Genomic DNA, 16391 nt, shown 5'->3' with positions numbered 1-16391 from the left:
GCTCAGGCCACCGGCTTCAACAGCACCTTGATTGACTTGGTCGAGTTGGCCAGCTCAAACGCTTCGGCGTAGTCATCCAACGGGAAATCGTGGGTAACGATGCCCTTGGAAGTGACCAGGCCACGTTCGAACAGGTCGATGGCAATCGGGTAGCAGTAAGGCCCGAGGTGGGCACCGCGCACGTCCAGCTCCTTGCGGTCGCCGATGATCGACCAGTCGACCGTGGTTTCGGCGCCAAACACGCTGAACTCGACGAAGCGCCCGAGCTTGCGGATCAAGTCCAGGCCCTGGGTGACGCCGGCCGGTACGCCGGTGGTTTCGATGTACACGTCGCAACCGTAATTGTCGGTGAGGCCATTGATGATCTCGCGGGCGTTGTCGCGTGACGGGTTGATCACCACGTCGGCGCCGAATTTTTTCGCCAGTTCCAGACGCTCGTCGACCATGTCGATCACCACCAGTTTCTTCGGGGTTTTCAACGCGGCAACCTGGACCATGCACAAGCCAAGGGTGCCGGCACCGGCGATGACCACCACGTCGTCAAGCTGGACATCGCCACGGTTGACGGTGTGGATCGAGCAGGCCATTGGCTCCACCAGAGCCGAGTCTTCCAGCGACACCGATTCAGGGATCTTGTGCACGATGGCGGTCTTGGGAATGCGCATGTACTGGGCCATGCCGCCTTCGGCCACTTCACGCTGGAAGCCGAAGATGTTGTGCACTTCGCACATCCAATACTTGCCGGATTTGCAGAAGCGGCACTTGCCGCAGGGCACGATCTGTTCGGCAATCACCTTGTCGCCTACCGCGACGTCGAAGTGCTCCTCGCCGCCCTCGCCGACCTCCACCACATAGCCAAAAAACTCGTGGCCCGGCACCACCGGTGCCTTGACCCACGGGTTGTCGCCCCCCCAGAACATGGCCGCGCCCGAGTGGCACTTGCAGTCACTGGCGCAGATGCCACAGGCGGCGATGCGAATCACCAGTTCATTGGCGCGTGCCTGAGGTTTGCCGATGCGTTCCAGGCGGTAGTCTTTGGGGCCGTGGCAGACGACGGCTTGCATTTCGGTGTGCTTATCCATGGTGTCTGATCCCGTTCTTGTTAGGAGTTTATTTATGGCGCTGACGGCTGATAAAAATCGCCAGCAAAATGATCCCGCCCTTGATCACGCTTTGGACGTAGGGCGAAACGCCGAGCATGTTCAGGCCGTTGTTCAATACGCCGAGCAGCATGGCGCCGAGCAACGTGCCGACGATTACCCCACGCCCGCCGGCAATCGACGCGCCGCCAAGGACCACGGCAGCGATCGCATCGAGCTCGAACGACACGCCGGCATTCGGCTGGCCGCTCATCAAGCGTGAGGTCAGCACCAGCCCGGCAATCGCCGCCGTGAGGCCGCTGATGCCGTACACCAGCAACTTGAAGCGCGCGGCGCGCACGCCGGACAAACGCACCGCTTCTTCATTGCCGCCGATGGCGTAGATGTAGCGGCCGATGCGCGTGTGTTGCAGCAGCACATAGGCGGCGGCGTAGGTAATCAGCATGATCAGGATCGGCACTTCTATGCCGAACAGACTCTGGCGGCCGAAGAAGCCGAACCACTCCGGCAACCCGGAAATCGGGTAGCCGTCGGTGTACATCAGGCCCAGGCCACGGGCGATGCCCATGGTCGCCAGGGTGACGATGATCGGCGGCATGTGCAGGTAGGCCACGAACAGGCCGTTGCCAATGCCGAAGGCCACACCGATCAACATGCCCGCGCCAATCGCCAAACCTGGTGGCAGCCCCGCGACCATCAACCCGGCGGTAAGCGTGCCGGACAAGGCCATCACCGGCCCCACCGACAAATCGATGCCGCCAGTGAGAATCACGCAGGTCATGCCCACCGCGATAATCGCGTTGATCGACACCTGGCGGGCGATGTTCGACAGGTTGCTGGCGGTGAGGAACGTGTCGCTGGCGAGGATCATCACCAGGGTCACCACCACCAGCCCCACAAACGGATAAAACGCCGGCGAACGTACCAGCCGCGCCAGGTTCAGGCGCAGCCGGTTGCTGTCGCCGCTGCTAATGGACGTATTCACTTGAGCCCCCTGTTGCATGGCGCATGACCTCTTGAGGATTGACGGCAGACGCTTCGAGTACCTTGACGATGGCGCCCTTGTGGAACACTGCGACGCGGTCGCACATGCCGATGACTTCCGGCAATTCGGAGGAAATCATGATGATTGCGTAGCCCTGTTCGGTGAGGCTGCGCATCAGCGCGTAGATCTGCGCCTTGGCCCCCACGTCGATGCCACGGGTGGGTTCGTCGAACACCAGCACGTCGCAGTGGTGGTTGATCCAGCGGGCGATCACGACTTTCTGCTGGTTGCCGCCACTGAGGTTGAATACCCGGCTTTCGCTGCTCGGGGCTTTGATCGACAGCTGTTTCATCAGGCCTTCGACGCTCGCACATTCGCGGCTTTTGTCGATCAGGCCGGAGGCGTTCTGGTATTTGGGCAGGTTGTTCAGCGAGATGTTTTCGCGAATGCTGAAATCGGTGATCAGCCCTTCGCTCTTGCGGCTTTCCGGGAGCAGGCCGATCCCGTGGGCCAACGCTTGGGCCGGGTCATCGAGGGTGATTTTTTCACCGCGCAGCCACACCTCTTTGCTCACTGACGGCAGCGCGCCCATCATGCCCAGGGCCAGTTCGGTACGGCCGGAGCCGACCAAGCCGGCAAAGCCGAGAATTTCGCCCTTGTGCAATTGGAAGCTGTTGTGGGGGCCGTTGCGCACCAACTGGATGTCCTTGACCTCCAGCAACAGCGGGCCGCGTGCGGTGGTCGGTTTGGGCGGAAAACTGCATTCCAGGCGACGGCCTACCATCATCTCGACCAGGCGGTCGATGTCGCTGTCGGCCACATCGGTGACGCCGACATTGCCGCCGTCACGCAGCACGCTGATGCGGTCGCACACCTGGAAAATCTCTTCCAGGTGATGCGAGATAAAAATCACCGCCACGCCCTGGCGCTTGAGTTCGCGCATGATCTCGAACAACAGCTCGGCTTCGCTGGGCGTAAGGGTTGCGGTGGGTTCATCAAGCACCAGCAGGCGCGCATCCAGGGCCAGGGCCTTGGCGATTTCGACAAACTGCTGCTCGGCCACGCTCAGGTGCTTGACCGCGCATTGCAGGTCGATGGTCACGCCCAGGCGCTTGAACAAGGCCTCGCTGGCCTCGACCATCTCGCGCTTGCGCAACAGGCCGAAGCGGTTGCTCAGCTCATGGCCGAGGAAGATGTTTTCCACCGCCGTGAGGTAGGGAATCAGGCTGAATTCCTGGAAAACGATACCGATACCGGCGGCAATCGCATCGCGATAGGTCGCGAACTGCTGCGCCTGGCCGTCGATCAGGATCTGGCCTTCGTCTTGATGCTCGACGCCGCCGAGGATCTTCATCAAGGTCGATTTGCCCGCGCCGTTTTCGCCGAGCAGGGCGTGGATTTCGCCGCGCTCGACTTGCAGGTTGATGGACTTGAGGGCTTGTACGCCCGGGTACCGCTTACAGATGTTTTCCAGCTTCAGAAGACTGCTCATGCCGCGACCTCGTATTCAGAAGGAAACCTTAAGCCCCACGGCTGGCGTGGGGCCTGGGCGATTTACCAGCTGAAATCCTTGGCTTTGGCCTGGTCGATCAGGGTGATGTCGACTGGAATGGTGGCCGGCACTTGCGAGCCCCACTTCTTCGCCAGGGCAATGCCCAGGGCGAGGCGGATCTGGTCGCGGGGGTATTGGGCCGAGGTTGCGATGAATTTGCTGCCGGGTTTCTGGATCGCCTTGATCGCCTCCGGCGCGCCGTCGACGCTGACCAGCTTCACGTCCAGGCCGCTGGCTTCGATGGCCGACAGAGCGCCGAGGGAGCCGTTGTCATTCACGCTGAAAATACCCTTGAGGGTGGGCTGGGCCTGCAGCATGTTCTCGGTGACGGTCAGTGCCTGGTCACGCTCCTGCTTGCCGTTCTGGATGCTGACAATCTTGATGTCCGGGTGCTTGGCCACCGCCTCTTTGCAACCGCGCACACGCTCCAGGATCGGCACCACGGCGATGCCATCTAGAATGGCGATATTGCCTTTGTTGCCAATGTTCTTGGCCAGGTATTCACAGGCCTGGAAGCCGGCGTCGAAGTTTTTCGAACCGACGAAAGAGTCGAGCGGGCCATCCGCCTGGGCGTCTACCGCGACAACCACCACACCGGCGGCGTGGGCAGATTTGACGGCCGACTGCACGCCCACCGAATCGGTGGGGTTGATCAGCAGGATATCGATGCCTTTTTGCAGCATGTCTTCGACGTCACTGACCTGCTTGGACACGTCATGGCGGGCGTCGGTGATGATCAATTTCGCGCCGATGGTTCCCCCGGCTTCTTCCAGGGCGTTTTTCATGGTGACGAAATAGGGGTTGTTGATTTCCTGGAAGGACGCGCCGATGCGGATCGGCTTGGCAGTGTCGGCAAACGCAGGGGAAGCGGTGCCGAGGGTGATGCTTACAGCCAATAAACACAGGGTTTTCGGAAGCATTTTCATGGCGTGGGTCTCTGTTTTGTTTTTATTTTTAGAGCAAATGTTATCGTTAACATTTTGCGAGAAACTAGCAAGGAAATTAGGCGTGTGCAAGCCCCCACTGGTCGGTCGGGGTGGGATAACACTCAAGAGCGAACTCGGATAAGTGTGGGAACTGGCTTGCCTGCGATGGGATCACCTTGGTCTGGCTGAAGGACCGAGGCGTCTGCATCGCAGGCAAGCCAGCTCCCACATTTGATTGGCCTTGCCTTCGAAAACTCGCACATTCCCCGCCACCAACTAAGCTCACGTTCTAACAATAAAAACACCGAGCTGCCCGCCATGGCCCACCCCACCGAGACCTTTCGCGCCCGCTACCGCGCCAACGTCGCGCGCCACTACAACCCCTGGCTTCATGCCAGTTTCGTGTTCGGCTACGGCGTTGCCTGCATCGGCCTGGCGTGGTCATCCACCGCCCATCTATCCGCATTGCAATGGCTGACCGTGCCCGTGACGCTGGTGTTCTTCAACCTCTGCATCTACCTGGTGCACCGCCACCTCGGCCACCATAAACATGCCTTGACTCGTTTGTTCTACGCGCGCCACACCGGTGATCACCACAGCTTCTTCACCCCCGGCCACATGACGTTCGACAGCCCCAGGGACTGGCGCGTCATCCTGTTCCCGGCCTGGCTGATCGTGTTGCACAGCCTGGCAATCACCTTGCCCGCCTGGTGGCTGCTTCAGCAACTGAGCCCCAACGTCGCCGGGCTGTTCGCCGGGTGCATGATCCTTGGGTATTTACTTTACGAAGTGTTTCACGCCTGCGAGCACTTGCCCGCCAACCACCCGGTGGCGCGCCTGCCGTGGATCCGCCAGATGCACCGGCTGCACGCCCTGCATCACCGCCGTGAGCTGATGCAGGGGCGTAATTTCAATATCGTGCTTCCCCTGATGGACTACCTGTTCGGCACCCAGCACTGGGAACCGACTCCCCACAACAACCAGGAATCCACATGAGTACCCGCCCAAGAAAACTGCGCCATCTGCTGTTTGTGCTGTTTCTGGCAGTGATCGCCTTTTTGCTGTTGATGCCGACCAGGGTGCAACCGGTGAATTGGACGCCGCCCAAGGCGCCCTCGATGAAAGACGGCCCCTACGCCGAGAACCAGCGCCTCAAGGGTGTGCAGAAAATCGGCGCCCAGGACATCACCGGGCCCGAGGCCTTGCTGCTGGATGCCCAGGGATTTTTGATCAGTGGCCTGCATGACGGACGCATCATCCGCACCTCGCCCGACAGCCGCAGCCTGGAAGTGCTGGCCAATACCGGCGGGCGCCCCCTGGGCATGGCGCTACACCCGGATGGTCGCCTGATCATTGCCGATGGGATCAAGGGGCTGCTTGCACTGGATGCCCAACGCCAACTCACTACCCTCAGCACCGGCGCCAATGACCTGCCGTTTGGCTTCACCGATGACGTTATCGTGGACGCCAGCGGACGTTATGCCTACTTCAGCGATGCATCGAGTCGTTGGGGTTACGGACAGGACGGTGAAGCGGTGATCGAGCATGGCGGTGATGGTCGGCTGCTGCGCTATGACTTCAGCAACGGCAACACCGATGTGCTACTGGACCAGCTGCAATTCGCCAACGGCGTGGCGTTGGGTCCGAATGAAAGCTATGTGCTGGTGAATGAGACCGGCGCCTATCGCATCAGCCGTTATTGGCTCAAAGGCGAACGAGCCGGCACCCATGATTTGTTCATCGACAACCTGCCCGGCCTGCCGGACAACCTCAGCTTCAACGGCAGGGACCGTTTCTGGGTGGCGCTGTACTCGCCGCGCAATCCACTGTTGGACAGCTTTGCCGGCTACCCCCTGCTGCGCAAGGTCATGGTAAGGGCGCTGCTGGTGGTGCCCAAACCCATCGAGCGCAAAGCTTTTGTGCTGGGGTTGGATACTGAGGGTAACGTCATCGCCAATCTGCAGGATGGCAGTGCTGGCAATTACTCGCCCATCACCACGGCCCGGGAGTATGGCAACTGGTTGTACCTGGGTTCGTTGAAAAGCACGAGCATGGCGCGCGTGCCATTGGCGCTGGCGTTGGCGCCCTGACGCAAAAAGGGCACACAGGCGCTCGGCCTGTATGCCCTCATTGCTTGCGGCTACACGCGTTTAGCTCTTGGTGCTGCTGAGCAAGGTTTGCTTGCACAGGTGACCAAAGCTGACGAACTCGGTGTTTTCACCGCCGACGCCAATGCCTGGGTATTCCAGCACCTCCATACGCCACACGCCGTAGTTGAAGTCGGTACGCCAGGTGTTGTTGTAGCCCTGGGAGTAATCGACAAAGGTAGTCTGGAAGTCACCGGCGCACGTGCCCACGTTGATCGTGCCACCGGCTTGGCCGGAGCTGTCGGTCGCCGCCGAATACGCCTTGTAGACGATATTGCCGGTGTCCGGGTTGATGTGCTGGTCGAGATAAACAATCGGGTGCAGCCCCACCAGTGGCGCGCCGGTGCTGTCGGACAGGTTCATTTTCCAGGTCAGGTTTCGATAAGCCTGGGTGGTCATGTAACCGTAGCCCACATCAGACGCGGAATACGGGATGCGCAACACGTTGGCCTCGCCTTTCATATCCGGGTTGTCGACACGTGGGTTGGAACCAAAGGACAGGGTGTATTTACCCGTCGCGCTCCACGGCTCGTTCGGGTGCTGGTTCGGGCGCACCCGCACCTTGACCACACCGCCCACACCCGGACTCGGGATCGACGTCGAGACGATATTGGCACCTACGGTGACCCACTGGCTGCCATCGAAGCGCTCAAGGATCCATTTGCCACGGGTGCTGCCGCTGCCGGCATCGGCCGACAGGGCAATGCCCACGCTCTGGCCACGCACGGCGGTGAAGTCGAAGTAATCGACATCATCGAGGCTGTCGGCGTTGCCGCTGATGTAGTTCAGGGTGTCCGGCAGTTGAAAGGCCGTGTCCGGCGTGTCATTCGGTTCGAAGGCATCGATATTGGCATTGACCGCCACACCGAACTGGAAGCTCGAACCCGAGACAGCCGCATTGGCTTCCATGAACCAGTAGTAGTCACCCGCCGGCAATACGCCGCTGAGGCTTTCGTCACCGGTACCGGGGTTATTGGAAGTGCCCAGCGGGATCGGATTGCCTTGGCCATCGTCCTGGAACAGGGTCAAGGACATGTCGGTACCGGCTGTCTGGCCGACCAGCAGCGCATTGATCCGGGCCGTCTGCGGCAGGTTGAAGTGGTAGCACAGCAGGTCACCGGTTTGCACACCATTGACCGTGTACAACTCATTCACGTCCAGCGTGGTTTCACAGCCTTGGACCAGCGCCGCTTGCACGGCGGTGGCTGGCTGAGCGCCGGCTTTCTTGACCTGGGTTACCGGGGCAGGTGCGCTATGGTCTTCCACCACCGAGTCGGCCTTGGCCTTCGCGGCGAACACCGGCTTTTTCAGTTGGGCGCCTGCGTTCAGTTGCTTTTTCAGCGCCGCCGAAGCCTTGGTGGCCGGGACTTTGCCAGCGGCTTTCAGGCTTTGCTTGATGTCAGGTTTAACGGCTTGCGCAGCGAGGTGAGGGTATTGCTCGGCCAGGGCAAAGGCCGAAACGAAGCAGGAGGCCGCCATGGCCGCGCCCAACATAAAGGCTTTTTTCGATTTCATTTTTTATCCATCCATAGTTAAAAAGTGAAGCTCAGGTGACATCCGGTCACCTGGGATGGAATCTAGCCAACAACTGTATGCATGTCCAGTATTTTTACAGGGATCTTTTCGCCTAATACCCCGTCATCTCCAGATACCCCACCCCACCGTCAAACTGTACCGGCCCTTCCCAGTACGGAATACTCAGGTTCATCCAGGCGTTTGGGTTGACGGCCAGGGGGGTGATATCCAGCTGTTTTCCAGGAATTTTCAGCGACCAGCGTGTGGGAATCTTGCGGCCGTCAATGTCGGTGGTTTCCAGCGGTTTCAGCTCGATATCCGCGTTGTGCAGGGTTTGCGTACGCCCCTCGTGATCAATCCAAGTGCCGGTCATATACGACGCGCCATCGGTTTGTCGCACGCGGAACAGCATCAACTGCTCGCCCCGGTCCAGGTGCAGGGAGAACCAGTCCCAGCCGGTCTGGTTGGCGGTCAGCGGTTGGCTGCTCCACTCGCGGTCGAGCCAAGCCGGGCCGGTGACTTGGTAGGCCTTGCCGTCGATGCTGACGCTGCCCTTGGCGTTGAAAAACGGCTGGCTGTAGTAATACGAGGCCTGGCCCTGCTCGGATTTGCGGCTGTAGCCGCCGTCGCCCTGCAGCACCAACGGGCGGCTGGAGGTGAGGTTCAAGTCATAGGCGAATTGCGCGCCGCTGGCCTTGAGCTGCATGTCCGCCAACGCGCTCGCGGCACCGGGGCGGGTGGCGAAACTCCAGTCGTCAATCCAGGCGTTGAACGGCACTGCTTGGACGCCGGCCTGGCCGACCCCGCTTCGGGCGTAGCGCTCCGCAGCGTAGTGGTGAGTGGCGGAAGTGACAGCGGCGTGCCCAAGCCAAATGGTCGAGTCGCGCCAGCCCGCTTGCGTCGGCCCGGCCTTGAGGGCGTTGCGAAACAACGTCCATTGCACGCCGAATACATTGCCTTGTTCATCCTTCAGGTTAGCGGTGACGTACCACCACTCAATGCGAAAGCCTGCGTGCGGGCCGTGGTCCTCGGGAAAGCTGAAGACCTTGCCGGGCACCACTTGGGCGAAATCTGCTGCGTCACTGCCCAACCCGGCGAAGCTTTCCTGCGGCTCTGGGACTTTGTCGCAAGCGCCCAGTAACAATAAAAACGCCCACAACAGGCACTTAATCTTCATTGGCAAACGTCCTCAACAAATCCGCAGGACGGCTGCGGTATAACTGCCACAACGGCCAGGCCGAGGCCAGCAAGGTCGCGAGCATCGCCAACCCGAGCAATTGAGCGAGCTGCCACGGGAACACCTGCAACGGCAGGCGCCAACCAAAGGCCTGCACATTGATCACGGCGTCCAGGCACCAGGCCAACAGCAGGCCAAGCGGCAACGCCAGCACCAGCGTGAGCACCGCCAACAGCCAAGTCTGGCCCAAGTTGAGCAGCATCAATTGCCGGCGCGTGACACCCAATGCCCACAGCGGTGCAAGTTGGCCAAGGCGGCTCTGGCTCTGGGTCAACAGGCTGATAAACAGCGCGACACCGGCCACACCCAACGTCAGGCTGTTCAACGCGGCAGTGGCGGCGAACGTACGTTCGAACACTTGGCTCGACCAGCCCTTGAGTTGCTGTTGGTCGACGATGCGACTGTCTTCCAGGGCAAAGGCGCGTTGCACCTCACGCACCAGCGGCGCCACGTCCGACGGTGAAACCCGCAGGTTGAAACGCGCCGGTGACAGCGTCGGCCAGTGGGCCAACAGGTGCTGGGCATTGACCAGCACGTGGCCCTTGGGGTTGCCGTAATCGGCGTAGATCCCCACCAGTTTGGGCGCCCACACGCCGTGTGGCGTGGGGATGCTCACGCTATCACCGAGCTGCACACCGAGCCTGCGCGCGAGTTGCTCGCTGAGCATCAAGGTGTCGCCTTGCTGCAACTGGTCCCACGGTTCATTCGTCGCCTCAAGCAACGGCCAGTGCTGGCGATAGGTCGGGTCGTCGACCACGCCAAACAGGTCCGCTGGCCAGCCCTGCAATTGCACCGCGACCTGCCAGGTGGGCAGCACCGTTTTTACCAACGGTTGTTGCGCCAGCCAATGACTGAGCTGCTGCGCCTGCGCCGGGTTTTGCGGGTTGAGGTACAGCTCGGCGGTGAGACGCTGCTCCAGCCAGTTATTGAATGTGTGACGAAAACCCGAGGTCATGGAACCCGCGCCAATATTCGCGGCCAGGGCCAATAGCAAAGCCATCAGCGCAAGGCTCAACGCCGGCAACTGCTGGCGGCAGTCCGCCAGAAACCATTGGCCAAGCACCGAACGGCTGCGCCCCAACACGGCTTTGAGCAGGCCATTGAGCACCACCGGCAAACCGAGGGCAGCGCCAAGCAACAAGGCGGCCATCAGCACAAAGCCGGCGGCCAGGCTGTTGCCCAACCACAGCGCCAGCACCGCGATCAGCAGCGCCGCACCGGCCACCCAGCCTTGACGGCGCAACCAGCGCCCATGCGCCTCATGCCAGGCCTGGGCGTTGGCCAGCGCCAGCAATGGCAGGCGCGCCGCCCGCCATAAGCTGCTGGCACCAGCGAGCAAAGCGCCGACCAAACTCAAGCCCAACCCCGCGCCCCACCACCACGGGCTCAGGCTTAACTGCCCCGCCACCTCGGCGCCATACAAGCCGCGCAGGCTGGCCGCCACATCCGGCAGCAACAGACTGGCCAACAGGTAGCCGCTCGCCACACCAAGCACGCCACCCAGCAATGACAACACGCCCAGTTCAACACTCAGGCTGACGATCAACATCCGCACGCTGACCCCGCAGGCACGCAAGGTGCGCAACAGCCCGCGCCGCTGCTCCAGGGCCAGGCCGATGGCGGCGTGCACAATAAACAGCCCCACCACAAACGACAGGAAGCCCAGCGCATCGAGGTTCAGGTGAAAGCTTTCGGTGAGGCGCGCGAGGTTATTGTCCTCGCCCTGCTTGAGTTGCAACCCGGCGGGCGGCGTGGGCTGGCCGGCGGCAAAAGCCTTGTCCACCAGCAGGCGCGACAGGCGCTCGGGCAGCTCCAGCACAGGTTGGGCAAAACCAATATCGGTGAGCAACACGCCGGGCGCCATATCCGGTTGGGCTTGCAGCGGCGGCAGTGTATGGCCGCTCAGGGTAGTCGGCTGCTGGCCTTCGTGCAGCCCCAGGACCTGCAAGGTCTGCGGCGCGATCCACGTGCGCCCCGGCGGTTCGAAAAACGCCAGCATCTGCGCCTGGCTCAAGCGCTGACCCGCCACCGCGCCACTGCCGGGCAACGACACCGGGTCGATGCCCATCAACTGCAAGCGAACATCCTCCAGCCCCTTGAGCTGCACGCGCCCCTGCACCACCGGCGACACCGGCCAACCGGCACGACGCAGTTGGGCAAACACCGCCTGTGGGAAAGCGGCCTCGTCCGGCGCACTGAGGCTGGCCTGCGGCTCACCCCCGATCAATTGGCTGGCGCGGGCGTAGCTGTCGCGCGCCTGGCTGTTGAGCGCTTGCACGCCAATCAACAGCGCGGTGGCCAGCCACAGGCCGGTGAGCACGCTGAAGAACTGCACGGGATGCCGCCGCCAGTGGCTGAGCAGCGCGCGTAATGTCCAATAAAACACCGCCATCTCAAGCAGCGCCTGCCGGTACGACACGGCCGCGGTGCAGCACCACCTGCCGGTCCAGCCGTGCGGCAATGCGCGGGCTGTGGGTGACCATCAACAGGCTGGTGGGGCTGTCGCGCAGCAAATCGAGCAGCAGTTGCAGGACTTCATCGCTGGTGGCTTCGTCAAGGTTGCCGGTGGGTTCATCGGCCAACAACAGGCCCGGTCGTGACGCCAAAGCCCGCCCCACCGCGACCCGTTGCTGCTGACCACCGGAGAGTTGTTCCGGGTAGCGCTTGAGCAGATCACCCAGGCCCAGGCGTTCCACCAGTTGCGCCTGCCACTGGGGGTCAAACCGCCCCGCCAGCCGCGCCTGGAACGCCAGGTTGTCCTCGACCCGCAAGCTGCCGATCAGGTTGAACTGCTGGAATACCAGGCCGATTTGCGTACGCCGCCAATGCGCCAGTTGCGCCTCGCTGAGCTGATCGAGGCGCTGCTCACCCACCTGGATACTGCCGCCATCCACCCGATCCAGCCCGGCCACCAGGTGTAACAGGGTGCTCTTGCCGCTGCCCGATTCGCCCATCAACGCCAGGCTGCTGCGCTCGGCCAGGAGCAGATCGACGCCGGCCAACACCGCTAACGAACCCTGGGGGGTGGCATAGCTTTTAAACACTCCTTGCACCTGCAACATGGCAACACTCGTTTGATGGGCGGCAATCGAGAATAACGGCTGCTGCTCCCAACCACGCAAATTTTTCACATTGATTTCACCGGCTGCCCACTCACTGCACTTTAAATTGCCGGCCATGGGTCATTCGTCGGCAACTTGTTAGTTGCCACGCCTGACAACTTTTAACCACAACATGTTCAGCGAAAAGACAGCCCGCCTGTGACAGCCTCTGGCACCACTACGGGCATCCGCCAACACGTTGCGATCAACTAACACGACACTGCCAACAATGCCCATGGTGAATGAAGTGGTTGACCTTACCCTGACCAAACCGCGCTCGCGCCGAGCCTTGAGCAAGCGCCTGCGACCGCTATGGTTGGGGCTATTCGTGGTCGGCCTGCTGGTCGCCGGCAACCTGCTCTGGCACGCCTCGCCACGCGACCTGGGCGTCAGTGATCGCCTGCTGACTTCCCACGTGCTGCCCCTCTGGCGCGACGGTGACCTGATCGTACTGGTGCGCCACGAAGAGCGCTGCGACCGCTCGGCCAACCCTTGCCTGGGCCCCGTGGAAGGCTTGACGATCAACGGTAGCCAGCAGGCGGAAACCCTGGGCAACGCCTTTAAAACACTGGGCATGGAGGGCAGCGACGTACTGGCCAGCCCCGCGATCCGCACGGCTCAGACGCTGCGCTTCATGTTTGGCAAAAACGAAGTGACCTCCGGCCAGCAAGCCGTCTGCGGCGCGGCCATGGGTGAAGAGCTGCTCAGCCACAAAACCCCGGGACGCAACTTGGTTTTCGTCACCCACAGCGGCTGCATTGCCGACTTCGAAGCCACCCTCGGCTTTCCCCACGCCACGTTCCCCCAGTACGGCAGTGCGCTGTTCGTACAGGTATTGCCCCACGGCAAATTCAAGACCTTGGGCATCGTCAACAATCCCGACTGGCCCGCCGCTCTTAAACAACTCTATTAACTCACCCTTCGGCCTGTTCAGCAAAAAGACAGCCCTGTTCTGGCATGTTTAGTTGCGCCTTTTAATTAAGGACGTCATGACTATTTCCCGCAATTCAGCGAATGCTGTGACTATTCCCGTTATTAGTTCATTACTTCAAACGTCCGCCACTAAACGTCAAGGAGCGACGTTTTCATGAATCGATTAAAACCCCTGCCGGTAGTGTTGCTGGCGTTTGTCGCGTTTTACCTGTTGCCCCTGGGCCTGCACGGCTTGTGGACCCCGGACGAAACCCGTTACGCCCAGATCAGCCAGGAGATGCTGCAAAGCGGCAACTGGTTGGCGCCGCACTTCATGGGTATCCGCTATTTCGAAAAACCCGCCGGCGGCTACTGGTTGATCGCCCTGGGCCAGGCAGTGTTTGGCCAAAACCTGTTCGGTGTGCGCATCGCCTCAGCCGTGACCAGCGGCCTGAGCGTGCTGCTTGCCTACCTGATTGCCCGCCGTCTGTGGAATGATCCGCGCAAAAGTTTCGCCTGCGCCCTGCTCTACCTGAGTTTCGGGCTGGTGGCCGGGCAAGCGGGCTACTCCAACCTCGATCCGCAATTCACCTTGTGGGTCAACCTGAGCCTGGTCGCCCTGTGGTTTGCACTTGAAAGCGCCACGACGCGTGCTCGCCTATGCGCCTGGGGCGTGCTGGGCCTGGCCTGCGGCCTGGGTTTCCTGACCAAAGGCTTCCTGGCCTGGGCCCTGCCGGTGTTGATTGCCGTGCCCTACATGCTCTGGCAACGCCGGCTGGGCGAGTTGCTGCGCTATGGCCCGCTGGCCATGGCGGTTGCGGTGTTGGTGTGCCTGCCGTGGGCGCTGGCGATCCACCTTCAGGAACCCGACTTCTGGCGCTTCTTTTTCTGGAATGAACACATCCGCCGCTTCAGCGCCGACAACGCGCAACACGTGCGTCCGTGGTGGTTCTTTCTGCCGATCATCGCGGTGTCTTGCCTGCCGTGGGCAGGTCTGCTACCCGCCACCCTGCGCAAGACCTGGCAGGAAAAGCGCCAGCCGGCGATCACCTTCCTGGCCCTGTGGTTGCTGCTGCCGCTGGGCTTCTTCAGCCTGAGCAACGGCAAGCTGCCGACTTATATCATGCCGTGCCTGCTGCCCCTGGCATTGCTGATGGGGCATACCCTGGTCGACCTGATCCGCACCGGCCGCGCCCGCACAATCTGCCTCAATGGCCTGCTCAACTTCGTGATCGGCATGGTCGCCATGATCGGCTTGATCTATCTGCAGATCGCTCGGCCGCTGTACAGCAACAGCCACGCCGAGATGTTCAGCCTGTCCCTGGCTTTTATCGTGTTACTGGTGTGGATCCTCGCCAACTTGTTGCAAGCGTTTCGCCCGCTGACGTTGTGGGCAATGCCGGTGCTGGGCATCGGCCTGCTGGTGACCCTGCTGCCAGCGAGCATGCCGGCGTGGATCGCAGATAACGAAATGCCCGACCAGTTCGTGCTCGAACACCTTGAAGAACTGCAGCAGACCAACGCGCTGTTGAGCAATGAACTGAGCAATGCCAGCGCCCTGGCCTGGCGCCTGAAACGCCCGGAAGTGGCGCTGTATGACACCGAAGGCGAACTGCGCTACGGCTTGCAATACGCGGGGTCGGTACATCGCAAAGTCGAATTGGAGGAAGTAAAAACCTGGCTCAAGGACGCGCGCCAGCACGGCTCGGTAGGCGTGCTGATGCGGGTCAACAGCACCAGTGAAATGCGCGAAGCGGGGCAACTGCCGCCTGGGGGCAAACGCTACTACAAGGGTTGCCTGGAACTGATCATCTACCCGAAATCGGCCTGAGGGCGGCATTCTGGATAACTGAACGCGGTGATCCTGCTGCTGTTACTGGGCGTGGTCTATCCCTTTGGCAGGCTGGCGGCATGGATAAATGCCTCATCCAGGCTGTTACCACCGTACGTGCTCATGAAGCTTTGCGCGTCAGTGAAAGGGTTGAATCGCCGCTGGCTAAGCATGTAAAAGTCATCGCAATGCGTGACGATCTCATCGACGTTGTGCGATGAAACCAACACCGCGACACCTTCCGCCGCCGCCCCCTCCAGGCATCGCCAAATGTGATAACGAAACTCAGGGTCTACAAACGCTTTTCTCCGTAGCTACAGAGGGAGGATTTTTTGTTCCAAATGTCGCAATACCTTTCTGCAATGCCGGGGCTCCATTTTCCGATCCTCTCCAAAGCGTGTTGTTGAGTGACCTGTGTTTCAGAGCAAAAGAGCATGGTCATTTTGAAGATGTCGAACATGCGAAACACAGGGGGTGTGTTGATGATTTGCGACAGATAAAGCAGTTTGGAAAAGAGTTGTTTATCTCACCGCCCGCTATCTTCTTCAGGCCACAAATCACATCGAAAACGTGGTTTTTCCGGAGCCATTTGGTCCTAACAACCCTGAAATTGAACCCGCCTCAATTGTCAGAGTCGCATGCTGCAACAAAATGTGAGAGGCATACCTGACGTCAAGAGCGTTTACGATAAGCCGTTTCATCAATAACGACTCCATACGGGGTTAATACGTAAAAAGCGAAACATCAAAAAGAACGAAACTACCAACAACACGACAACCAGTAGAACAACCAACCAACACTCCGCCACCCCGACTAACATAACCTTGTTTGCCCACCCCATCGGATTAAAAAAACTGACAATGACAAAGGCTGGACTGGAAGAACCAGAACTCATAATCCCAAGCGCCAGCATCGCCAACGACAACATGGAAAAGACAGTACTCGCATTCTTGAAGCCCAGCGGCACCAGCGTCAGCAATAGCGAAGGTATGGAAAAAATAAGAAAACATATATAAAACCGCGCAACCACAACTAAGTACTCAGCGCCGTTAAAAACGCCAAAAGAATGACGCGCGAGCACATAG

Annotated in this window: 13 protein-coding genes and 1 pseudogene; 4 read left to right on the top strand and 10 right to left on the bottom strand. The window is 60.6% G+C overall.

The window, feature by feature from the left end; all coding sequences use genetic code 11:
• Positions 1 to 2: 2 nt before the first annotated feature.
• The 4 genes from BFP95_RS26410 to BFP95_RS26395 form a co-directional block, all read right to left on the bottom strand.
• Positions 3 to 1082, bottom strand: coding sequence for an alcohol dehydrogenase catalytic domain-containing protein (locus BFP95_RS26410; RefSeq protein WP_065875978.1), 1080 nt, complete (start codon positions 1080 to 1082; stop codon positions 3 to 5).
• A 28-nt stretch (positions 1083 to 1110) separates the two neighbouring features.
• A complete protein-coding gene (locus BFP95_RS26405; protein WP_065890830.1) occupies positions 1111 to 2103 on the bottom strand; it encodes an ABC transporter permease in 993 nt (330 codons plus the stop codon).
• Entirely contained in the window at positions 2069 to 3577 is a 1509-nt protein-coding gene (locus BFP95_RS26400) for a sugar ABC transporter ATP-binding protein (protein WP_065875977.1), read from the bottom strand. Before BFP95_RS26400 ends, BFP95_RS26405 begins: the two co-directional genes overlap by 35 nt.
• 62 nt (positions 3578 to 3639) lie before the next feature.
• Complete coding sequence (locus tag BFP95_RS26395; protein ID WP_065890709.1) at positions 3640 to 4563, bottom strand: substrate-binding domain-containing protein; 924 nt, start codon at positions 4561 to 4563, stop codon at positions 3640 to 3642.
• Positions 4564 to 4881: 318 nt separating this feature from the next.
• On the opposite strand from BFP95_RS26395, the gene BFP95_RS26390 reads away from it, so the two are divergent.
• Positions 4882 to 5559: a sterol desaturase family protein gene (locus BFP95_RS26390; RefSeq protein WP_065910913.1), complete on the top strand. Its 678-nt coding sequence runs from the start codon at positions 4882 to 4884 to the stop codon at positions 5557 to 5559.
• Positions 5556 to 6653 carry an SMP-30/gluconolactonase/LRE family protein gene (locus BFP95_RS26385; RefSeq protein WP_065890708.1) on the top strand — a complete coding sequence of 366 codons (1098 nt, stop codon included), beginning with the start codon at positions 5556 to 5558 and terminating at the stop codon, positions 6651 to 6653. Before BFP95_RS26390 ends, BFP95_RS26385 begins: the two co-directional genes overlap by 4 nt.
• A gap of 60 nt (positions 6654 to 6713) precedes the next feature.
• Here BFP95_RS26385 and BFP95_RS26380 read toward each other — a convergent pair whose 3' ends face one another.
• From BFP95_RS26380 to BFP95_RS26365, 4 genes are all read right to left on the bottom strand, one after another.
• Positions 6714 to 8225, bottom strand: a complete 1512-nt coding sequence (locus BFP95_RS26380) for a hypothetical protein (protein ID WP_065910912.1) — start codon at positions 8223 to 8225, stop codon at positions 6714 to 6716.
• A gap of 112 nt (positions 8226 to 8337) precedes the next feature.
• Complete coding sequence (locus tag BFP95_RS26375) at positions 8338 to 9402, bottom strand: lipocalin-like domain-containing protein (RefSeq protein ID WP_065910911.1); 1065 nt, start codon at positions 9400 to 9402, stop codon at positions 8338 to 8340.
• Positions 9392 to 11854, bottom strand: coding sequence for an ABC transporter permease (locus tag BFP95_RS26370; protein ID WP_065910910.1), 2463 nt, complete (start codon positions 11852 to 11854; stop codon positions 9392 to 9394). Before BFP95_RS26370 ends, BFP95_RS26375 begins: the two co-directional genes overlap by 11 nt.
• Position 11855: 1 nt before the next feature.
• The gene (locus BFP95_RS26365) at positions 11856 to 12524 is read right to left on the bottom strand and encodes an ABC transporter ATP-binding protein (RefSeq protein WP_065880970.1); all 669 of its coding nucleotides are present in this window, start codon (positions 12522 to 12524) and stop codon (positions 11856 to 11858) included.
• A 274-nt stretch (positions 12525 to 12798) separates the two neighbouring features.
• Between BFP95_RS26365 and BFP95_RS26360 the strand changes: the two genes are divergently transcribed.
• Together BFP95_RS26360 and arnT are read left to right on the top strand one after the other, a co-directional pair.
• On the top strand, positions 12799 to 13476 hold the full coding sequence (locus BFP95_RS26360) for a lipopolysaccharide core heptose(II)-phosphate phosphatase PmrG (protein WP_065876019.1): 678 nt from the start codon (positions 12799 to 12801) through the stop codon (positions 13474 to 13476).
• Between the two features lie 174 nt (positions 13477 to 13650).
• Entirely contained in the window at positions 13651 to 15306 is a 1656-nt protein-coding gene (gene arnT / locus BFP95_RS26355) for a lipid IV(A) 4-amino-4-deoxy-L-arabinosyltransferase (protein ID WP_065910909.1), read from the top strand.
• A 56-nt stretch (positions 15307 to 15362) separates the two neighbouring features.
• Here arnT and BFP95_RS26350 read toward each other — a convergent pair.
• Positions 15363 to 16007: pseudogene (locus BFP95_RS26350) on the bottom strand (ATP-binding cassette domain-containing protein).
• Positions 16007 to 16387, bottom strand: coding sequence for a hypothetical protein (locus BFP95_RS26345; RefSeq protein ID WP_309304241.1), 381 nt, complete (start codon positions 16385 to 16387; stop codon positions 16007 to 16009). The pseudogene BFP95_RS26350 and the gene BFP95_RS26345 overlap by 1 nt, the downstream one beginning before the upstream one ends.
• Positions 16388 to 16391 lie beyond the last annotated feature (4 nt).

The sequence above is a fragment of the Pseudomonas sp. 58 R 12 genome (assembly GCF_900005865.1).
GTDB lineage: Bacteria > Pseudomonadota > Gammaproteobacteria > Pseudomonadales > Pseudomonadaceae > Aquipseudomonas > Aquipseudomonas tritici.
Note: the sequence above shows the minus strand (reverse complement) of the source record. Positions and strands in the feature narration are given on the sequence as shown.

Bases quoted from the DNA above. Each gene is read 5' to 3' on its own strand.
- arnT (WP_065910909.1), top strand. From the start codon at position 13,651: ATGAATCGATTAAAACCCCTGCCGGTAGTGTTGCTGGCGTTTGTCGCG.
- BFP95_RS26375 (WP_065910911.1), bottom strand. From the start codon at position 9,402: ATGAAGATTAAGTGCCTGTTGTGGGCGTTTTTATTGTTACTGGGCGCT.
- BFP95_RS26380 (WP_065910912.1), bottom strand. From the start codon at position 8,225: ATGAAATCGAAAAAAGCCTTTATGTTGGGCGCGGCCATGGCGGCCTCC.
- BFP95_RS26400 (WP_065875977.1), bottom strand. From the start codon at position 3,577: ATGAGCAGTCTTCTGAAGCTGGAAAACATCTGTAAGCGGTACCCGGGC.
- BFP95_RS26385 (WP_065890708.1), top strand. From the start codon at position 5,556: ATGAGTACCCGCCCAAGAAAACTGCGCCATCTGCTGTTTGTGCTGTTT.
- BFP95_RS26365 (WP_065880970.1), bottom strand. From the start codon at position 12,524: ATGTTGCAGGTGCAAGGAGTGTTTAAAAGCTATGCCACCCCCCAGGGT.
- BFP95_RS26410 (WP_065875978.1), bottom strand. From the start codon at position 1,082: ATGGATAAGCACACCGAAATGCAAGCCGTCGTCTGCCACGGCCCCAAA.
- BFP95_RS26370 (WP_065910910.1), bottom strand. From the start codon at position 11,854: ATGGCGGTGTTTTATTGGACATTACGCGCGCTGCTCAGCCACTGGCGG.
- BFP95_RS26395 (WP_065890709.1), bottom strand. From the start codon at position 4,563: ATGAAAATGCTTCCGAAAACCCTGTGTTTATTGGCTGTAAGCATCACC.
- BFP95_RS26360 (WP_065876019.1), top strand. From the start codon at position 12,799: ATGGTGAATGAAGTGGTTGACCTTACCCTGACCAAACCGCGCTCGCGC.
- BFP95_RS26405 (WP_065890830.1), bottom strand. From the start codon at position 2,103: ATGCAACAGGGGGCTCAAGTGAATACGTCCATTAGCAGCGGCGACAGC.
- BFP95_RS26390 (WP_065910913.1), top strand. From the start codon at position 4,882: ATGGCCCACCCCACCGAGACCTTTCGCGCCCGCTACCGCGCCAACGTC.